General features: G+C 44.7%; 13 protein-coding genes. 4 read left to right on the top strand and 9 right to left on the bottom strand.

Annotated features, from left to right (window positions below; genetic code table 11):
• The first annotated feature begins 102 nt into the window (after window positions 1-102).
• Complete coding sequence (locus H6571_01255) at window positions 103-4,653, top strand: gliding motility-associated C-terminal domain-containing protein (protein MCB9322343.1); 4,551 nt, start codon at window positions 103-105, stop codon at window positions 4,651-4,653.
• A 69-nt stretch (window positions 4,654-4,722) separates the two neighbouring features.
• Here the strand turns inward: H6571_01255 and H6571_01250 are convergent, their stop codons facing one another.
• From H6571_01250 to xseA, 7 genes are all read right to left on the bottom strand, one after another.
• Complete coding sequence (locus H6571_01250; protein MCB9322342.1) at window positions 4,723-6,783, bottom strand: chitobiase/beta-hexosaminidase C-terminal domain-containing protein; 2,061 nt, start codon at window positions 6,781-6,783, stop codon at window positions 4,723-4,725.
• A gap of 12 nt (window positions 6,784-6,795) precedes the next feature.
• Window positions 6,796-7,641, bottom strand: coding sequence for a chitobiase/beta-hexosaminidase C-terminal domain-containing protein (locus tag H6571_01245; GenBank protein ID MCB9322341.1), 846 nt, complete (start codon window positions 7,639-7,641; stop codon window positions 6,796-6,798).
• Between the two features lies 1 nt (window position 7,642).
• On the bottom strand, window positions 7,643-8,680 hold the full coding sequence (locus H6571_01240) for a 6-bladed beta-propeller (protein ID MCB9322340.1): 1,038 nt from the start codon (window positions 8,678-8,680) through the stop codon (window positions 7,643-7,645).
• A 10-nt stretch (window positions 8,681-8,690) separates the two neighbouring features.
• Complete coding sequence (locus H6571_01235) at window positions 8,691-10,178, bottom strand: DUF1501 domain-containing protein (GenBank protein MCB9322339.1); 1,488 nt, start codon at window positions 10,176-10,178, stop codon at window positions 8,691-8,693.
• Window positions 10,179-10,184: 6 nt separating this feature from the next.
• Entirely contained in the window at window positions 10,185-12,479 is a 2,295-nt protein-coding gene (locus H6571_01230) for a PSD1 domain-containing protein (protein ID MCB9322338.1), read from the bottom strand.
• 263 nt (window positions 12,480-12,742) lie between these two features.
• A complete protein-coding gene (gene xseB / locus H6571_01225; GenBank protein MCB9322337.1) occupies window positions 12,743-12,940 on the bottom strand; it encodes an exodeoxyribonuclease VII small subunit in 198 nt (65 codons plus the stop codon).
• 12 nt (window positions 12,941-12,952) lie between these two features.
• The gene (xseA, locus tag H6571_01220) at window positions 12,953-14,191 is read right to left on the bottom strand and encodes an exodeoxyribonuclease VII large subunit (GenBank protein MCB9322336.1); all 1,239 of its coding nucleotides are present in this window, start codon (window positions 14,189-14,191) and stop codon (window positions 12,953-12,955) included.
• A 96-nt stretch (window positions 14,192-14,287) separates the two neighbouring features.
• Between xseA and H6571_01215 the strand changes: the two genes are divergently transcribed.
• From H6571_01215 to H6571_01205, 3 genes are all read left to right on the top strand, one after another.
• Window positions 14,288-14,614, top strand: coding sequence for a YegP family protein (locus H6571_01215; GenBank protein MCB9322335.1), 327 nt, complete (start codon window positions 14,288-14,290; stop codon window positions 14,612-14,614).
• Between the two features lie 79 nt (window positions 14,615-14,693).
• A complete protein-coding gene (locus H6571_01210; GenBank protein MCB9322334.1) occupies window positions 14,694-16,199 on the top strand; it encodes an NAD(P)H-hydrate dehydratase in 1,506 nt (501 codons plus the stop codon).
• Between the two features lie 3 nt (window positions 16,200-16,202).
• On the top strand, window positions 16,203-16,898 hold the full coding sequence (locus tag H6571_01205) for an NAD-dependent deacylase (protein MCB9322333.1): 696 nt from the start codon (window positions 16,203-16,205) through the stop codon (window positions 16,896-16,898).
• 23 nt (window positions 16,899-16,921) lie between these two features.
• On the opposite strand, the gene H6571_01200 is transcribed toward H6571_01205, so the two are convergent.
• Complete coding sequence (locus H6571_01200; GenBank protein MCB9322332.1) at window positions 16,922-17,635, bottom strand: outer membrane beta-barrel protein; 714 nt, start codon at window positions 17,633-17,635, stop codon at window positions 16,922-16,924.
• A gap of 2 nt (window positions 17,636-17,637) precedes the next feature.
• Window positions 17,638-19,296 carry an OmpA family protein gene (locus H6571_01195; GenBank protein MCB9322331.1) on the bottom strand — a complete coding sequence of 553 codons (1,659 nt, stop codon included), beginning with the start codon at window positions 19,294-19,296 and terminating at the stop codon, window positions 17,638-17,640.
• Between the last annotated feature and the right edge of the window lie 88 nt (window positions 19,297-19,384).

Here is a 19,384-nt window from a genome sequence, read left to right as displayed (position 1 = left end):
TCTTTAACTAATGCCATGAAATTTAAGGAATTCCACCTGAAATAAGACACACCATAATACCGTCCGGTGGGAGACCATTTTCTATTGCACAAACACGTTAAAATGAGGACACTTTTTTTTACTGCTTTTTCTCTGCTTTTTTCGACCATGATCTGGGCACAACCCGCTAATGATGACTGTAGCGGATTAATTGACCTGGGCGTTGTGCCAACTTGCCCGGCCAATACTGAAATTTACAACAATATTGATGCAACCGCCAGTAACATTGGCTTTGGCAATATTCCTGCCTGCTTTAACGGAGGTAGTGTGGCAAATGACATTTGGTTTTCATTTACCACCTCGACCGATATTGTTGACGTCACAGTTTCCGTTCTGGGTACAGATGCTGGTCCAAACAGCTCTATCCTAAACCCGCAAATTGCGATCTACAGGGGTAGTTGCGAAGTCGATGGGCTTTCGGAGCTTTCCTGTTTTTCAGCTGCTAACGGAGAAACGATTGCCCGGATAGATATCCTAGGGCTTACTCCTAATGAAACTTATTTTATCCGGGTAAATGATTATTCAGCTACGGCTACGCCTAACTGGGGAGATTTTACCATTTGTGCAGAAGAATACATTCCGGATATCAATATAGGCGATGAGCCGGGCTCGACTGCCTGCTTTGGTACTCTCTACGACTCCGGAGGACCGGAAAATGATTATACTTCCAATGAAAACCATACTTTTACGATATGCCCTAGCGACCTGAATTCCTGCATTTATATTGATGTTGCTTCTTTTAATATGGAAAACAACTTTGATTTCCTAAACTTCTATGCCGGGAATACAACCGCTGCTCCTCTTATAGCCCAGATTACCGGCGCAATGATTGGGAATGGATTCCCGGTAATGATTTCCAGTGAATGTGTTACCATTCAGTTCACTTCTGACGGAAGCTCGGTTCAGGCTGGTTTTGAACTGACCTGGCAATGTTCGCCTCTCGCCTGTAATGGTTCAGGGTTGAACAACCCCACTGAAATCGGATCGTTGCCATTTACAGCCACCGGAGTTTCCTTATGTGACGGAGGAGCTACTTTTATGGCCACTCCCTGTGGAGGCGCAAATTTTATGGCAGGTCCTGAATATGTTTTCCAGTATGATTCGCCGGGGGGTATTTGTGCCCAGATCAATGTTTCCAATGCACCGACCGGAACAGGAGTACTCGTCCTTAATGGAATTCCAGGCGCCCCGGGAACCGTTTGTGTGGCGCAAAGTGCTTCAGGAGTCATTGCCAGTGCCAACTTCCAGGATGCCGGGACTTACTATATCGTCGTGGCCAACGATTCAGGGTGTGATGACTTTAATATAAACATAACCGAAACGGAGTGCGCCCTCTCCCCTGCCCTTGTGGATGCCCTTTGTAATCCGCTGAACGGCTGTATTGAAGACGGAGGTGTTCCTTCTATTTTCATGTTTGAGGACGGATTCCAGGACGTACCCATGGTCAATGGAGTGAATAGTGGATGTTGGTTAGGCGTTGGTGCTCAACCTGACTTTTACTGGTTTACCATTGAGGCTCAGGCTGATGGCCCTTTTGGGTTTATCCTTGAAAGTGCCGACATTCCCTCTGATATTGACTTTAACGTATGGGGCCCTTTTACCAATGATGAAGTTTGTCAAACACCTGCTGCTATTATCAATTACGTAACCAATAACGAACCGATAAGAAGTTCATATTCGGGGGGTACAGAACCTACAGGCCTGGCCGATATTCACCCGCAATTAGGTTACCCCATTGAAGATGTTTACGATTGCCAGGGAAATAATGATGATATCGTACAGACCATTGCTGCTCAGCAAGGGGAGGTTTATATCGTTTTAGCCAATGACTGGGGTAACCAGATACAAGGAGGAGGAATTTCTGTTGACTGGAATCCTTCTGACCCTGCGGTACTTGCACCTATTGCAGTGGCCATTATGGGTTCTGACACGGCAGTTTGCCCGGGAGAATCAGTTCAATTGTCCATCTCCAATGAGGTAGATCAGTACCAATGGATAGATCCAACAGGCACTTTATCCTGTACCGATTGTCCGAATCCAATCGCCACGGTCAATGAAACGACGGTATATAAAGTTGTTTTAGACCTCGTTTGTTATGTGGACACAATCGATGTAAAAGTTTTCGTATATAGTGTGGATGCAGGTCCAGACTTGAATGTATGCCTTGGCGAACAATTCCAATTATCCGCGGGAAGCAATTTTGATCTTGCCACCTATGAATGGGATGTTCCTGCCGGTCTGGAATTCAGCTGTACGGATTGTCCAAATCCAGAAGTTACGGCTTCCACTCCAGGTACTTACAATATAATGGCTACTTTAATCACTGATATTTGTACTACTCAGGATGAATTAACCATTGTTGTCAATTCAGCCCCCGCGCCGGAATATGCATTAATTGATGATTTTACCATTTGCGAAGGAGAAGATGTAAATATTGGGGGGGCTGCTAATCCTGGAGTAACTTACTCTTGGACCTCTAATCCTGAAGGGTTTATTTCTGATGAATCCAATCCGAATGTAGCTCCAACAACTAGTACCACCTACATTATTTCCGTAGAAAACGGTATTTGCCCTACCCCGGTAACGGATAGTGTAACCATTGGGGTTGAAATAGCCCCCATTATTTCGGTTGCCAATGACACTACGATTTGCCAGGGAGAAATCATTACCCTTGGAAATACTGAAATCGAAGAAGGTGTTGTGTACATGTGGACGGGGCCTGATCAAATTGAAGCAGATACTTTTGTCAATACCCTGGCCACTCCTGGCGTGAGCGGTATTTATGCATTGAATGCCACACGTGGAGTTTGCGAGGTGATTGAAACCGTAAATGTCCAGGTAGTAGAAATCGCAGTGGACATTACACAAGATACTGTAGAAATATGCCTTGGGGAAAGCGTAGATTTGGATGCCTTTGTACTGCCGGCGGGTGAACAAGCCGTGTGGGTACCCAATGACGGTTCCCTGAACAACACCACCGGTAATCTGGTTGTGGCAACACCGGAAGTTTCCACCTGGTATTTTGCCAGTCACTCCGTTCCGGGATGTGGAAGAACCGACTCAGTATTTATCCGGGTAGATTCCCTGCCGAACCTCTCTATAATGGCCATCCCGGAAAAAGACCCTTATTGCCCTGGAGAAACGATTACCCTGATCTCTACTACCTACGATCCTTCAAGTTTTCCATTTATCGAACATGACTGGTTGAATGGTCTGGGATACCAAACCCCTGATTCATTATGGAACATGGTAATCATCACTCAGGATACTTTTAATTATCAAAGAATAACCACCAACAGGGCATGCGTTGATACGGCTTCCATCCTCATCAATGTGCAACAGCCTCCCAACATGAGCATTACCCCTGAAGATCCTACGATCTGTGAAGGTGAAAGCCTTCAGTTGACCTTAACCTATGACGGAGAGGGAAGCATCAGCTGGGAACCTTCCAGTGGAACGATCTCCTGCGAGGATTGCCTGGATCCAATGGTGACCCCGACGACTACAAGTCCATTTACTGCCACAAGTGATGATGCCTGTCCAAGTTCGATATCCGTTACGGTGACAGTTGAGAACCTGCCTGTTATTGGTGTCATTTCGGATCTTACCATTTGTGATACGGATACCGATTTCATCCAGTTGTTTACAGCCGATCCTGAAGCTGGCGTAACCTACACATGGACTTCTCCTGACGATGCCACTTTTAATTCAAGTGACCCCCTCGTTCAGGTATTACCGGCCATGACCACTACTTATGAACTGGTTGCCGAAAATGAATGTGGGCCAAGAACGGCCTCGGTTACCATAACCGTTGTGGAAGAACCAAATCTGACGCTCAATGACGAAACGATTTGTCTTGGAGACATTTTGTTCATGGAAGCCATCACCGATCTTCCTGCAGGTATCAACCAGATTTTTGACTGGAGTTATAACGGAATGACTTCGATGACCAATCCTCTTCAGGTGCCCGATCTGACTGAAACAACAGAGATTACGCTCAATTACACATATGGACAAAATTGCGGAACCATTACTCAAACCGCTACGGCCAATGTCGTGGGCAACAACTTCTCTGTTACCGTTGACACAGAACCTGACACCGTATTTATCGGAGGGGCTGCCATTTTAACAGCGACAGTACTTTCTGACCCTCCGTTGACCGGAACCCTTACCTATGACTGGTTTTTGGCAGGTGAGCTCATTGGTACCACTAATGTGCCGACATTCACCGCCACAAATATCCAGGGTAACCCAACAAAAGATATTACTGAATTGGTTAGCGTAACGGTAACTTCCGTTGAGGGCTGTGTAAGAATGGCCGATACCTCTCTGGTCATCCGTTACTCAGATTTAAGAATTCCAAACGTATTCACTCCTAACGGGGATGACTTTAACGATATCTTTAAAGTTTACCATACTGAGGGAGTGAATGTCAAATTGGTGCGCGTTTACAACCGTTGGGGTCAACTCGTTTTTGAAACAACCACTGATGAAGCATGGGACGGCACCTACAAGGGAGAACCTGCCCAGGCTGACGTGTACATCTACACGACTGTGTATGTTTTAAATGGAGAGGAAAAAGAAGAATCTGGCGAAATAACGCTATTGAGATAAAATCTGAAATCTTTTCTTTCTATAAAAAACCCCGAATCTTGCGGCAGTAAGATTCGGGGTTTTTTATTACTAATTAACTACAATCTCATCGATAAAAATCCAGCAGTTAGCCCCGGGAGCTGGATGCCAGGGGGGATTAACGAGATTACTCTTCACGAATACCTTGACAAAACGAGTTTCAATCTCGTCAAACTCCAGGAGGAAATTATTTATTTCGGAGGGGTGAGCCTCTTTAGCTATCGGAATGGTTTTATCAGATACTTTTTTAAAGGATTGACCATCTCCGGAAGTGAAAATTTCTATGCCCTGGGGATAAAAAATATAGGAGCCTACATCTTCAAGTGCCCCCACAGTTACGCTGGAAACCCTCTTTGATGCCCCTAAATCAAGGGTGGCTGTAAGATGTTCTCCCTGGTATCCCAACCAGCCCCCCTCCGCAAAACGCTCTCCTCCTTTCACAAAATCCACCAAAGACAGCGCCCCGTTGGCCTGGTAACTTTCGTTTGGCGGAGTGCTTAATTGAACCTTGGTTATTTCATATTTTGCCCCAACAAATACTTTCTCGGCCACTTCACTTTCCTGCCAGCCCGCTTTATGGGCCAGCGTTTTAACCCGTGTGGTTTTATAAATTTTGAAGGGCGCTTTATACACCAATGCATTGGTGTCAGGCTCAGCACCATCGAGGGTGTAATAAACCACCACTCCTTTAAAGAGGGTGTCGATCTCAATGGATAGAGAATCCTTGAAAAGATCTTGTTTGGTAATAAATGCGGGAGCTTTTAGTTGGGCATCACTGAAAAGACCTTTGTCGATAGTATGATAAATACTGAGTTGGGGCTTTTTTACCTGAAGGGTCAATACGGCTTCAGAGGAAATGCCACTTTGCCACAAATACAAATGCTTTAATGCGGGCAATGCTGCGAGGTAGGGAACTGCCTCGTCATCGATTTTTGTAGCATAGAGATTGAGAGATTCCAGGTAGTTCATTTTTTTCAAAAAGGTCAACCCTTTCGAAGTAATATCGGTGTGTTGAAGGTCTAGCTTTTGTAAATTTTTAAACGATCTGATCTCTCTGGCCAGTTCATCATCAAGATTGGTGGACAAAAAATTCAACTTGACAATATGGGCGCTGATCTTCTTTAATGCGTTGATTTTTTCCCTGGTAACATGGCTGTCGTATGCTAAATTTGCTTCGAATAAAATACCGTTTTCATCCTGGGGATTGAGCAAAATCCCTTTGGAACGCATAGTCTTCAACAGTTTTTCATCTACAGGTTTCAGGTTAGCCGTGGGTGATGGAGTGGATCCGGTTTTATATTTTTTAAGCAAATCCATTATTTCCGGCGGTGGATTCATTGCTCCAACTGTTTTTTCAAAATCGGCCCCTTCGTCGATCCACCATTTTAACAGCATGATCTCTTCGTTATTGAGTTGAACTTTGCCTTTTGGAGGCATATGTTCCTTTTCCATTTTTGGAAGGGCTATTCTTTCCATGACAAGGCTGTGGGCGGCATCCCCGGGAAGGAGAAAAGCACCGGTTTTCCCTCCTTTCAAAATGCCTTCCTTTGTGGTTAACAACAACTCTCCTTTTAACTTTTCCGGGTTATGGCAGGAAGTACATTTCATTTTAAAAACGGGAACTATGACCTGTTCATAAAGCTTAATGTCTTCTATTTTTCCTTCAAGCAATACGCCTTCCTCCGAATTGGATTCAAACAGATAATTGCTGCCATGAGTCAGGCTTCCGCCAAAGTGACCGGTGGCCATTAACAAAAGCATATTTAAAATAAAAAAGGGCCAATAAAGTTTCCCGGAAAGTCCGGCCGCATCCGCACGGGAAAGTCTGTATAAAATAAAAATGCCAAAAGTCAGCGCCACCCCAAACCAAAAATGCAGGTTGAGCAACGATTCATCAAATTGTCCATTCTTGGGCATGATCCAGCCAGTAAACACAGTGACCAAAGCACTTATTCCTGCAAAAAGCAAGGCAAAAGGAACGGCAGGTTTCAGGGCTGCATATTTAGCCCGCCGGCTGAAAATTTCCAATAAAAAGGCAAGGGTCAGGATCCCAATGGGAAGGTGAACCAACAACGGGTGGAACCGGCCTAAAATAAAGAGTTGATCTAACATTTATTAATTTTCTTACTTTATTACAATCTCATCCATAAAAAACCAGGGAGCATTACCGGCGCCAGAATGCCAGGCAGGTAGTGTCGCCAAATTCCTGATTCGAATCTGCAGATGATCTGTTTTGATTTCATCGAAGCTGACGACAAGGTATTCCAATCTTTTCTCTTCTTCCTTTTCTGGTATTTTAAAATTAGCCGTAAACTGTTTCTGCCCACCGCTTACCTCTATTTCTTCGGGCAAAAATATCCAGGAGCCATGATCGGCCATGGTACTCAACATTACTTTACTCACTTTTCGAGGCTGGTCGAAATCTATCGCAATTTCTATTTCCCTGTCAGAGAAACCCATCCAGGCAGCTTCTTTAAAATTGAGGGACCCCTTGTTTAAATCTATTAGCGATTTTGCTCCCTGGCCTTTGTATTTTTCATTGGGCTCCGGTACTATGGTGATGCTTTTTACATCATCCATTTTGGGCACCTGGATAAAATCAAGGGTGACCACAGGACTTTTTTTAAGCGCAGCATGAAAGGCTCCTGCTTTGATTAAAGTTTCGGAAGTAAGATAATGCCTGCCGGCGAACACGGGAGACGTTTCATCAGGTTGGCTGCCGTCCGTAGTATAACGAACTACACTTCCCGGGTAACCCTGGGCAAAATCCAGGGCCATGGAATCTTCAAATAAAGTGGATTTATAATGAGCAACAGGCAAAGACAACTGAATATCCTCTTCCTGGGTCAAAATCCTGGTGATCAATAACTCAGGCGAAGGCGGGTTTTCGCCAATATTTTTCTGAGCCCCACATCCCGGAAACAGGCACCAACAAAAGAAGCTTACCAAAACTATAAAGCGGATATTCATACTAAATTCTTATCAGTTTATAAGGATAGACCTGCCCCGCATTCCACTGCGCCACATAAATATTTTCATCTTCATCCACACAAACATCATGAGGGTGTTTAAACAACTGGAGGTTCTGATACATCGGAGCCAGGTCATTTTGATCATAATGTGGATCACAGCCTCCGGGCGCGGAAATAAGTTTATTGTTTTTATCCAATATGGAAACAAAGCCGGAATTAGGAGATCCGTCTCCCGACCAAATGGTTGCCAGGTAAACATGCTCGCCTTTGATGACCGGCCTGCAAATATAAGCCCCCGGTAGATCTATATTTTCCACCCACTGACCTTCTAAGGAAAATCGCTTGAGTTTATTTTGTTGCCTGGCAGTAATCAGAAGCGAAGGAATGGCCGAACGCTTATCGATACAAATTCCATGGGCATTGTTAAATTTATCCTTTTCATTCCCGGGTCCGCCAAATACATTCAGCAGTTCTCCTTTTGCATTGTAGTGCATGATGTATTGCGCCCCATAACCATCGGCTACAAAAATGTCTCCGTTGTCAGCAATGGCTGTTTCGGTAGGAACATATTGGGCAGCCTCCCGGTATCCTTCAAAGTCAGCCGGATAGGTTAAGGTCATGACCACTTTCCCGTCGAGGGTCGTTTTTATCACTTCATGCCTTTCGGTATCGGTGATGTACAACATATCCTCTCCCCCTTCATCGACCAGGGTTAATCCATGAGCCCCCGGATATTCCGTTCCCCAGGTTTGTACCGGTTTTCCATCCTTGTTGTAAATGATGACATTATTTTTGGTATGATTGGTCAACAGCACGATACGTCCTTTGGAGTCGAGCACCATTTCATGACAATCCTTTACAGGATAACGCAATGGGTCCAAGGCTCCCCACAATAGATCCACTTTATACTGATGAGTGTTATGGCCCACCACCAGGTCTTTTGATCCCAAATGTTTTTGGAAATCAAAAACTGACATCCCCAGCGGAAGGGTCAGCAATAGCCTGGAAGTAGATTTTATAAAATTTCTTCGGATCATAAAATTTGCATTAAGCGATCAAATCGTGGACAACTTCCCCACTTACATCCGTCAGGCGAAATCTTCGTCCCTGGTGTTTGTAGGTCAATTTTTCATGATCAATACCCAACTGGTGTAAAACCGTCGCCTGGAAATCATGAACGTGAACCGGGTTGGAAACAATATTATATCCAAATTCATCCGTCTCCCCATAAACCAGACCCGGTTTTATCCCACCGCCGGCCATCCAGATGGTAAAACACCTCGGATGGTGATCTCTTCCGTAATTGGTATCCGTAAGCATGCCCTGCGAATAGTTGGTTCTGCCAAATTCTCCGCCCCAGATGACGAGAGTGTCTTCAAGCATTCCCCGCTGCTTCAAATCCGTGATTAACGCCGCTGAAGCCTGATCGACATCTTTTGCCTGTCCCCTGATCTGCGTAGGCAGGTCAAAATGCTGATCCCAGCCCATGTGGTACAGTTGAATAAACCTAACGCCTCGCTCAGCCAATCGACGGGCCAGGAGACAATTGGCCGCAAAAGTTCCGGGTTGGGTGGATTCCGCGCCATAAAGGCGATATACACTATCCGGCTCTCCGGAAACATCCATTAATTCCGGAACCGAAGTCTGCATCCGGTAAGCCATTTCGTATTGCGCAATACGGCTCTGAACTTCAGGATCCCCGTATTCATCGTACTGTTTCTGGTTTAAGGCCGCAATTTTATCCAACATATTCCTACGGCTCATTTTTGAAAGTCCTTCCGGATCCTTCAGGTAAAGCACGGGATCTTTCCCTGACCGGAACTGAACGCCCTGATGCAGGGAATGTAAAAAACCATTTCCCCATAGTCTGGAATATAACGGCTGGCCAAAAGGACGCCCCGTGCCCCGGGATAACAATACGCAGAATGCCGGTAAATTTTCATTCTCACTCCCCAAACCGTAACTAAGCCAGGATCCCATAGAGGGCCGGCCCGTTTGCTGAGACCCCGTCTGAAAAAAGGTAATGGCGGGATCATGGTTGATCGCTTCCGTGTACATGGATTTTATGATGCAAATATCGTCGACCACCTTTGAAGTATAGGGCAGCAGTTCGCTCAACCAGGTTCCGCTTTGTCCGTGTTGTTTAAATTTATACATAGAATCAGCCAGCGGAAAAGAAGTCTGCCCTGAGGTCATCCCGGTGAGTCGCTGCCCTTTCCGGATGGATTCCGGCAATTCCTGACCTCTTCTTTCGGTCAAAAGCGGTTTGTAATCAAATAAGTCCAGCTGCGACGGTCCCCCGCTTTGAAATAGATAAATAACTCTTTTTGCTTTGGGGGCGAAATGAGGATTGCTGAGTATTCCTTTAAGAGAAGCCGAAACTTCTTCTTCCGCGGATCCTCTGATGCAACTGGTTAACCCGGTTCCCATTATAGCCCCTAATGCTGCAGCTCCAATCCCGATACTCGATTTGGCTAAAAAAGCCCGCCGATTTAGCAAATAAGAACGTTCTTCTATTGGATTATTTTTATTCATCACAAATTAATTTTTTCGAATCGTCTCATCGAGATTCATAATGGTGTTGGCAATAAAAGTGTAAGCAGCCATTCTTGGTGCTTCTCCCTCCGGTGTATCAATATGGCCTATATTCAAAAAGGTGGTGGCGCCATCGAGGTTACCCCTGAATATTTCATACTCTTCACGATACAATTCTTTTAAGGAAGCTAATTCGTCGGCATCCGGTTTTCGGGAGGTGGCCAGTCTGAACATGTACTTTATTGTCTCATCTTCACTATTTTGAGTTTCTTTGACTGCACGAAAAGCCAAAGCCTTTGAGGCTTCCAGAAATTGTGGATCATTCAGCATAACCAGGGCCTGTAAGGGCGTGCTGGTATTTTCTCTTTGCACATTACACATGTCTCTCGACGGCGTGTCAAAAGTCATCATGTTCGGAGGAGGAACGGTGCGTTTCCAAAAAGTATAAAGGCTCCTGCGGTAATTTTTCTTTCCTTCATCCTGAACGTATTTTGAGGTACTGCCGCCACCACCGCCTGTGGTCTCTTCCCAAAGGCCCGGAGGCTGATAGGGCTTAACGCTGGGGCCACCGATTTCACAAACCAGCAAATCACTGATACTCAGGGCATGATCCCGAATCATTTCTGCTGATAACCGGGCCCGGGGAGCCCGGGCGAGCCACCTGTTTTCAGGATCCATCTCTAACAACTCCGGTGACACGGAACTCGATTGCCGATAGGTGGAAGACATTACAATGTATTTGATCAATTTGTGGATATCCCAGCCTTCTTTCCTGAACTTTACCGCCAGGTGGTCCAACAACTCAGGGTGGCTGGGCAGTGCTCCCTGGTTCCCAAAATCATAGGAAGTAGCAACAATTCCACGTAAAAATAACTGTTTCCAAATACGGTTGACCATGACACGAGCGGTAAGAGGATGATCCTCGTTGAACAGCCATAAAGCCAACCCCAGTCGATCAGATACTTCCTGATCACTTTTTTTCTTACCAAAGGAGGGGACGGCAGGTGTTACAGGTATGGTAGGTTTATCGTATAATCCCCGTTCCAGCACATATGTTTGCCTGGGTTCCTTTTTTTCCTTCATTACCAGCAAGGAAATTTCTTTCAATGAATCGGGGTTCCGGATAAAGTTCAACGTCTTCCTAATTTCTTCATCAGTGATGATAATGTATGGCTGAGGAATCTCCCCATAATTTTCGATCAGCCCTTTTTCATCAATATTATTAAAATAACCAAAGAGCTGAAAATATTCTTTCTGACTGATCGGGTCATATTTGTGATCATGGCATTTCGCGCATTCCATGGTAAGTCCCAAAAAGGCGGTGGCAAAAGTATTGGTTCTGTCGGTCACGTACTCCGCACGGTATTCTTCCGGGATAACTCCACCTTCCTGAGTAATTTTATGATTGCGGTTAAAAGCCGTGGCAATGATCTGTTCCCTGGAAGCATCCGGCAATAAATCTCCAGCCAGTTGCCAGGTGACAAATTGATCATAGGGCATATTTTCCCTAAAAGCATGAATAACCCAATCACGCCATGGCCACATGGTCCTTTCCAGGTCATCCTGGTACCCGTGGGTATCGGCATAACGGGCTAAATCAAGCCATTCAGATGCCATGCGTTCTGCATAAGCGGCTGAATTCAGGTAAGTATCAACAAAGTGTTCATAATTTTCGTCAGAAGGATCGGCAAGGAAATTATCAAGGTCTGCCATCGTGGGGGGCAATCCGGTGAGATCAAAACTCAGGCGACGTAAAATTTTTTCCGCCCGGGCGGGGGGTGAAGGGGCGATCTTCCTGGCTTCCAATTTACTGAGAATGAATTGATCAATCGGATTTTTACCCCAGGTTTTATTGACGACTTTTGGGATTTCCACTTCAGCAGGAGGGGTAAACGCCCAATGTTCTTTCCATTCGGCTCCCTGCTCTATCCACCTTTTCAGGATTTCTTTTTCATAGGGCTCCAACATCAGATTGGATTCCGGCGGAGGCATTAAAAATTGTGGATCTTCAGAAAAAATCCTGTCGATCAGGGCACTCTCTTTTATATTGCCCGGAACAATGGCATAGTGATCCATATTTTCGCCCAGGGCAGCAAAGGCTTTTTCTTTTACGGCAAAAGAAAGGCCACCTTCCACCTTATTTGCATCCGGGCCATGGCATTTAAAACAACGATCCGAAAGGATGGGCTTTACATGCAGGTTGAAATCTACTTTTTCGGGAATGAAACCTGCTGAAATGAGGTCTCCGTCGGCCTGCTGAACTCCTTTGTTTTTAGAGCAGGATTGCACATTTATCATCATGACGCCTAAAAGAAACAGGCAGATTGTTTTTGTCAAGGTCGGTTGGTTTTAGATGGATAAATAGAGTGTGTGGAAAATGGTTTCAAAATGGTTTCGAAGTTGAGCGCAGCGAAATCCCGTACCGTTAGGTTGGGGTTGTTTCAAAGTTGTTTCAAGTGGTTTCAGGTTGAGCGCAGAACGTTAGGTCGGGGTGGTTTTAAGGTATTTTAAAATAATGGTAGCTGGTTTATAAAAAGCTATACTAAAATAGGAAAACTTTTTATTTAATTGAATTCAGTATCATCAAAAAGCGCTTTAATCTCTTCCTCTGTGGACCTCAATTTTTCACTACAAAACTGGATCAAATAGGCTGCACGCCGGGATCGCTCCGTCAATTCATCAATATCGATTATTTCTTCCTTAAGTGCTTCTATGATGGATTGCAGTTCCGTAAAAGCCTGCTGATAAGTCATTTGCTCCATGGTTGTTAAATTTTATGCTTTAGTAATTTTACTATTTACCGTTCCATCTTTTAATCGGGTGACAATGGTGTCTCCTTTTTTCAATTGTAGCGAAGAAGTGAGTAGTGTTCCCGCTTCATTGGTGGTTAAACTAAACCCCCTTGTCAGTGTTTTTTCGACATTTAGCAGATCCGCAATTAGAGAAGCATGGTCCAGTTCTTTTCGCTCGGTTTGAAGTTTTCGGTGAACCTGTGTTGGTAAAATTAAGCTACACTGCAATACTTTTTGAAGATCGCTTTTTAAACTGGCCAATGCCAAATGTTTCATTTCCATCTGAGCATTTTTCAGTTTCAGGACTTCATTGCCCAGCCGGTATCTCACTTGTTGCCCGAATTGCCTTCCCAATAACAGGAGATCGCTTTCAAAAAAATAATTATGCTGAATGATAAATTCAGCCACAGCCGTAGGTGTTTTAAGGGAAGTATGCGCCACCAGGTCCAAAACGGATTCATCGCGTTCATGGCCAATACCCGAAATAACAGGAATCGGAAATTTGGCGATGGCCTCACTGAGTTCATAATTATCAAAAGCTTTCAGGGTCAATTTTGCGCCCCCGCCCCTGATGATGATGACACAATCAAAATTTATTCCGGAACGTCGAATTCTTTTGAGATTTTGCAGCGCTTCGGCCACCGTATTTTCGCCCTGCATAGCTGTTTTAAATAACCGTGTTTGAAATACATATCCAAACCTGTTGCGAGTGATCTGATCCATAAAATCCTGATACCCGGCCGCCGTATCGTTGCTTAAAATGGCTATATTTTGAATCACTGGAGCCAATCGAACCTCCGCATTAAGATCAAGGAGTTGTTTTTCGCGCAACTGTTCAATGATTTTTTGCCGCTCAAGAGCCAGCTTGCCAATGGTATAGGCTGTATCAATTTCAACAATGATCAATTTCAACCCATAACGTTCATGAAATTCCGGTTGCACCTTTATTAAAACTTCCATTCCTTCCTGCAAAATAGCCTTGACAGGGACATTCATGGCTGCCGCCATCCTGTGGAATTGTCCGCTCCAGATTACGGCTTCTGATTCTGCCGTAATGACCCCACCTGCCGATTCATCTTTTTCCACCAGGCTGATAAAATGATTGCCCCGCGCAATGGAATACTGCGCAATTTCTGCCCGCACCCATATTGGTTCCGGGAAGTTCAATGCCGTAATTCTCCTGATAAATTCGTTAAGTTCAAACAATGATAATGCCTGCAAAATGATGATTTTTTATTCTTTCAACAAAAAGTTTGTGGCTCTCCTTTTCTTTTTTTAATTTGGGGACTGATTTTTTAAACACAAAAATAGAAAACTATGAAGTTTGAAGTTTTCCAAAGTGATAAAGACCAAAAATACTACTTCCGTCTCAAAGCGGGAAATGGTCAGATCATTTTATCAAGCCAGGGTTACGCCAGCAAAGCAGGTTGCATGAACGGGGTTGAATCCGTTCAAAAAAATGCAGCCGATGATGCCAATTATGAAAGAAAAGAAGCGGCCAACGGCAAGCTACATTTCAACTTGATTGCACAAAATAAGCAAGTAATTGGCAAAAGCCAGATGTATGCCGGAAAATCAGGAATGGAAAATGGTATTGACTCTGTTAAAACCAATGCTCCAAAAGCTACTATTGAAGAAGTATAATACCTGATCTTTTAAGGTTTTTATTCATTTCACCAACAAATGGCTCTTGCTAAAACTGGCAGGAGCCATTTTTTTCTATATGGAAATTTTTTCAGCAAATCAAATTAGAGCACTGGATGCCTATACCATTGCTCATGAGCCCATTACCTCTATCGACTTGATGGAAAGAGCTTCTCTTGCTTTTACCAATTGGTTTATTGAACAAAACCCTGACGAAGATATTCCTGTATGTATTTTTTGCGGCCCCGGCAATAACGGCGGCGATGGTCTGGCGGTGGCCAGGCTACTACACGATAGGTTCTATACGGTATCGGTGATCTTTTGCGCTATTGGCCCTAATGCAACTCAGGACAATAAAATAAATGCCCAGAGATTACCGGACAGTATAAAGTCTTCTCAAATAGTGCTCAAAAAAGAAGACCCGTTTCCACCCCTTAAGCATGGCTGGATCGTTATTGATGCCATTTTTGGTTCAGGCCTGAGCAGGCCTGTTGAAGGGTATTGGGGTAATCTTGTCGAATATATCAATGGCCTGGAAAATACGGTCGTTTCCATCGACATTCCATCCGGGTTATTTGCGGATCAGCACAGTTCCGGAAGTATTATCATGGCCGACCAAACCCTGTCTTTCGAACTCCCAAAGCTGGCTTTTCTATTGCCGGAAAATCAAAATTATGTGGGGGAATGGCATACCAGGAGTATCGGATTGTCCAATCACTATATACAAAATGAAAAAACATCCTTTTTTTTTACCACTCAGCAGGATGTAAAATTACTTTTAAAACCTGCGAAAAAATTCGATCATAAAGGCACTTATGGGCATGCATTACTCATCATGGGCAGTTATGGGAAAATTGGGGCAGCTGTGCTCGCCGCCAAGGCCTGTCTTCGGACAGGTTGTGGATTGGTTACGGTTCACCTGCCCAAATGCGGTTATGCAATCATGCAAATAAGTGCTCCGGAAGTTATGGCGAGCATTGATGACAAAGAGCATTATTTTTCCCAGGCTCCGGCGATGGAAAAATTCTCAGCCGTGGGCATGGGTTGTGGTTTAGATACTAAAGACATCACAAAAAAAGGACTTCATCAGGTGATTCAAACCGCCCGAAAACCTCTCTTGTTGGACGCCGATGCCCTTAACATCCTGGCTGAAAACAAGGCGTGGCTCAGGGAGTTACCGCCCAACAGTATTTTAACCCCACATCCCGGGGAATTCAAACGCCTGTTTGGGGCAACGGCTGACGACTTCGAGCAAAATAAACTTCAAAGACAACTGGCCCAGGATTTAAAGGTCATCATTATTTTAAAAGGGGCTCATACCTGTATTGCCAGCCCGGATGGAAATTGTTATTTCAACTCTACCGGAAATCCGGGAATGGCCACAGCAGGTAGCGGGGACGTACTCAGTGGCATGATCACAAGCCTGCTGGCACAAGGTTATGATCCTTTGCAAGCTTCCATCCTTGGGGTGTACCTGCACGGATTAGCAGGAGACCTTGCCTCCCAACAACATGGGATGAAAAGTATGATCGCAGGAGATATTATAGAATATATTGGAAAAGCGTATGAAATATTAAACAATTAGAGCATGGCAAAAGAAAAAATAGTGGTTTTAACCGGAGCCGGTATAAGTGCTGAAAGTGGAATAAGAACCTTCAGAGATGCCGGGGGGCTTTGGGAAGGATACGATGTAATGGAAGTAGCTTCTCCTGAAGGATGGCGCAGAAATAACGCATTGGTGATTGACTTTTACAACCAACGTCGGAAACAACTCAAGGAAGTGGATCCCAATCCCGCCCACTTTGCCCTAAAAGAGCTGGAACAAAAATACAAAGTCGTCGTGGTTACCCAAAACGTGGACAACCTCCATGAGCGCGGTGGAAGCAGTAATATCATTCATCTTCATGGAGAGCTGACAAAAGTTCGAAGCACGCTGGATTCATCTTTGGTTTACGATTGGCCGGATGATTTGAAGATGGGTGACAAATGCGAAAAAGGGGGCCAACTTCGTCCGCACATAGTATGGTTTGGAGAAGAGGTGCCCATGCTGGAAAAAGCACTTTTGGAAATCACCACAGCTCATCATGTGATCATTATTGGGACTTCCATGCAAGTCTATCCGGCTGCAGGTCTTGTTGGGTATGCCCCATACCGGGCTCCTATTTATTATGTTGACCCCAAGCCCTCCATCAATGCTGAATTAAGCATGAGAAAAAACCTTAATGTCATTGCGGAAATGGCCAGCACCGGAGTAAGAAAAGTTGTTGATCAGCTTTTGGGTTAAAATAATGTTTAAGGAACAGTTAGTTATCTAATTTTCATTGATCCATCCAGCCGGCGCAAGACCGTAATTCCGGTAAAGTAGTACCAATCATTTGCATCGGGATTTCCTGCTTCCGAGAGCCCGTCCAGGTAATCCGTAAAAGTGGCCCTCGCCCCCATTTCAAGACTTACATTCCACCACTCTGAAAGATCAAATTTCACTCCCGCTCCAAGAGGTAAAACAAAATGGGACTTTATTTTGCCGGCATTTTCGTCCAGCCCAACCTTCATAAGGAAGTCGGCAGAACCACTGGTCTTAGAAAAATCCGGCTCAGGTTTAATGATCGCCAGGCCAATGCCCGCGAAGAAATAAGGAGAGACCAGTTTTCTGAACCCACGGCCTCCCAGGTAACGTTCCTCACCAAAAGGCTCAAATTCAGCAATAAAAGAAATTTCGGTCAGCTCGGTTGAAAATGATGCGCGCCTGATATTTTCACGCCAGGCATCGCCGGAAGAAAAATCATCCCCTTTAAGACTGCTAAAGTACACACCTGGCCTTACCGACCATTTGTAATTAAAGACATACTTCCCGATGACCCCCAAACCAAATGAACTGTTTTTAAATCCGGGTACAGGGGTTGTGGTAAAATCGCCCTGGTAACTTGCAAGTCCTGCAGTCAGGCCCAACTCCCAGGAATATTGTGCCTCTAGGGACAGGGTAAAAAAGAAGGTCAAAAGAAGAGCGTAAGGTTTTTTCATAGTCAATGAGTTTCGATACCGGAATAAAATTGATGCAAAACAAATTCAACACGCCTGTTTAATTTCCTGCCTTGCAGATAACGGTTGTCCGCAATGGGCTCGGCTTCTCCCAAACCCACATACTTCATCCTGGAGGGAGCAATCCCATTATCCATTAAAAACTGGTAACAGGCTGCTGCTCTTTTTTCAGAAAGTTTTTGATTACGCGTTTCTTCTCCTACGTCGTCCGTATGTCCCCGAATTTCAATATTATAATTCGGGTATTTCATGAAAATAGGTATGATTTGCTGTAGGTTGCTGATTGATTCCTGGATAAGGACAGCACTACCGGTTTCAAATTTAATCGCTTTTGTGGCTATTTCCAAAGTTGTCAACTCATTTTTTGTGATTACCGGGCAACCCAGGCTTCCCGTTTCGCCCGGAGCATCCGGACATTTATCAAGCGAATCAGCCACACCGTCTGCGTCGGCATCGGGACACCCTGCAGCTGTGCCCGCCAAATCAGGGCACTCATCAATATCGTTGGCAAACCCGTCATAGTCACGATCATAAAGTTCCAGCGGACATCCTGCATATAGAGGGCTTCCGGGTACTTCCGGACATTTATCGTACCAATTGATCACGCCGTCATGGTCACAATCCGGGCAACCATTTAATAACTTTCCGCCTGCTTCTCCCGGACACCAATCCAAGGCATCTTGAATACCGTCTCCGTCCAGGTCAGGACAACCCCCGGCAGTCGGAGACCCTGCGATGCCGGGACAATCGTCCTCTGCATCGGGAATTTTATCGCCATCCCTGTCCGGACATCCGTTCAGCTCCATGACTCCTGCCTTGTAAGGACAAAGATCCTCCAGGTCTTCCAAACCGTCACCATCCGCATCCGGACAGCCTTTTGCAGAAATGACCCCGGCAACCCGCGGACACAAATCTTCCCGGTCTTTTATCCCATCCTTATCCGTATCCTTATCGCCTAATCTAAAGACAAAATTTAGTCCTCCTGTCATATACCAATCATTCGCTTCAGGATTTCCGGCAAAGCTTATGCCATCGAGGTAATCAGTGAAGGCAGCCCTTACACCCAGCCTCAGGTCAATTGCGAAATTTTCTCTAAAATCAAACCTAAGGCCTCCTCCGACAGGAATGGCAAATGCTGTGGTAGGGGCATTATTTTTCATATCCTCATTTATTCCTTCAAAATAATTATCGGATTTTGACTGACTAAAATCCGGGGCAGCATCCACAAAAAGGATTCCTGCTCCTACATAAACATAAGGTGAAATCATGCCTGAAAAATTTCCATATTGCTGATAACGCTGTGCCCCCAAAGGTTCCCACCGGGTATTTATGCTCAATTCCACAGCCCGTGAGGTAAAGCTAAAGGATCTTCTTGAAAAAATTTTACCTCCAATATTTTGATCATCACCGGTAAAGTTCACCATGGATGCATTGAATTCGAAGGCAAAAGATGGTTTTGGCAAAAAACCGACTCCAATACCAAAAGCAGGCATCATTGTATTGGCGTAAGGAAAGGGAGTGTCCACCAAATCCCCCAGATAATTAGAGAATCCCCCGAAGGTATTGAGCTCCCATTTCGGTTGAGCATAGGCCCTCAATTGAAAAACAAAAAGAGAAAGAACCACTAGATAAATACGCTGCATTTGTTCAAAATTTTCATAACATTATTATACCGGCAGAATACAGCCGGAATTGAATTGTGCAGCAGTTCTTTAAAGTATGTATGAAAAA

This window comes from Lewinellaceae bacterium, from assembly GCA_020636105.1.
In the GTDB taxonomy this organism is placed as follows: domain Bacteria; phylum Bacteroidota; class Bacteroidia; order Chitinophagales; family Saprospiraceae; genus BCD1.
This window is presented reverse-complemented; position numbering and strand designations above follow the sequence as displayed.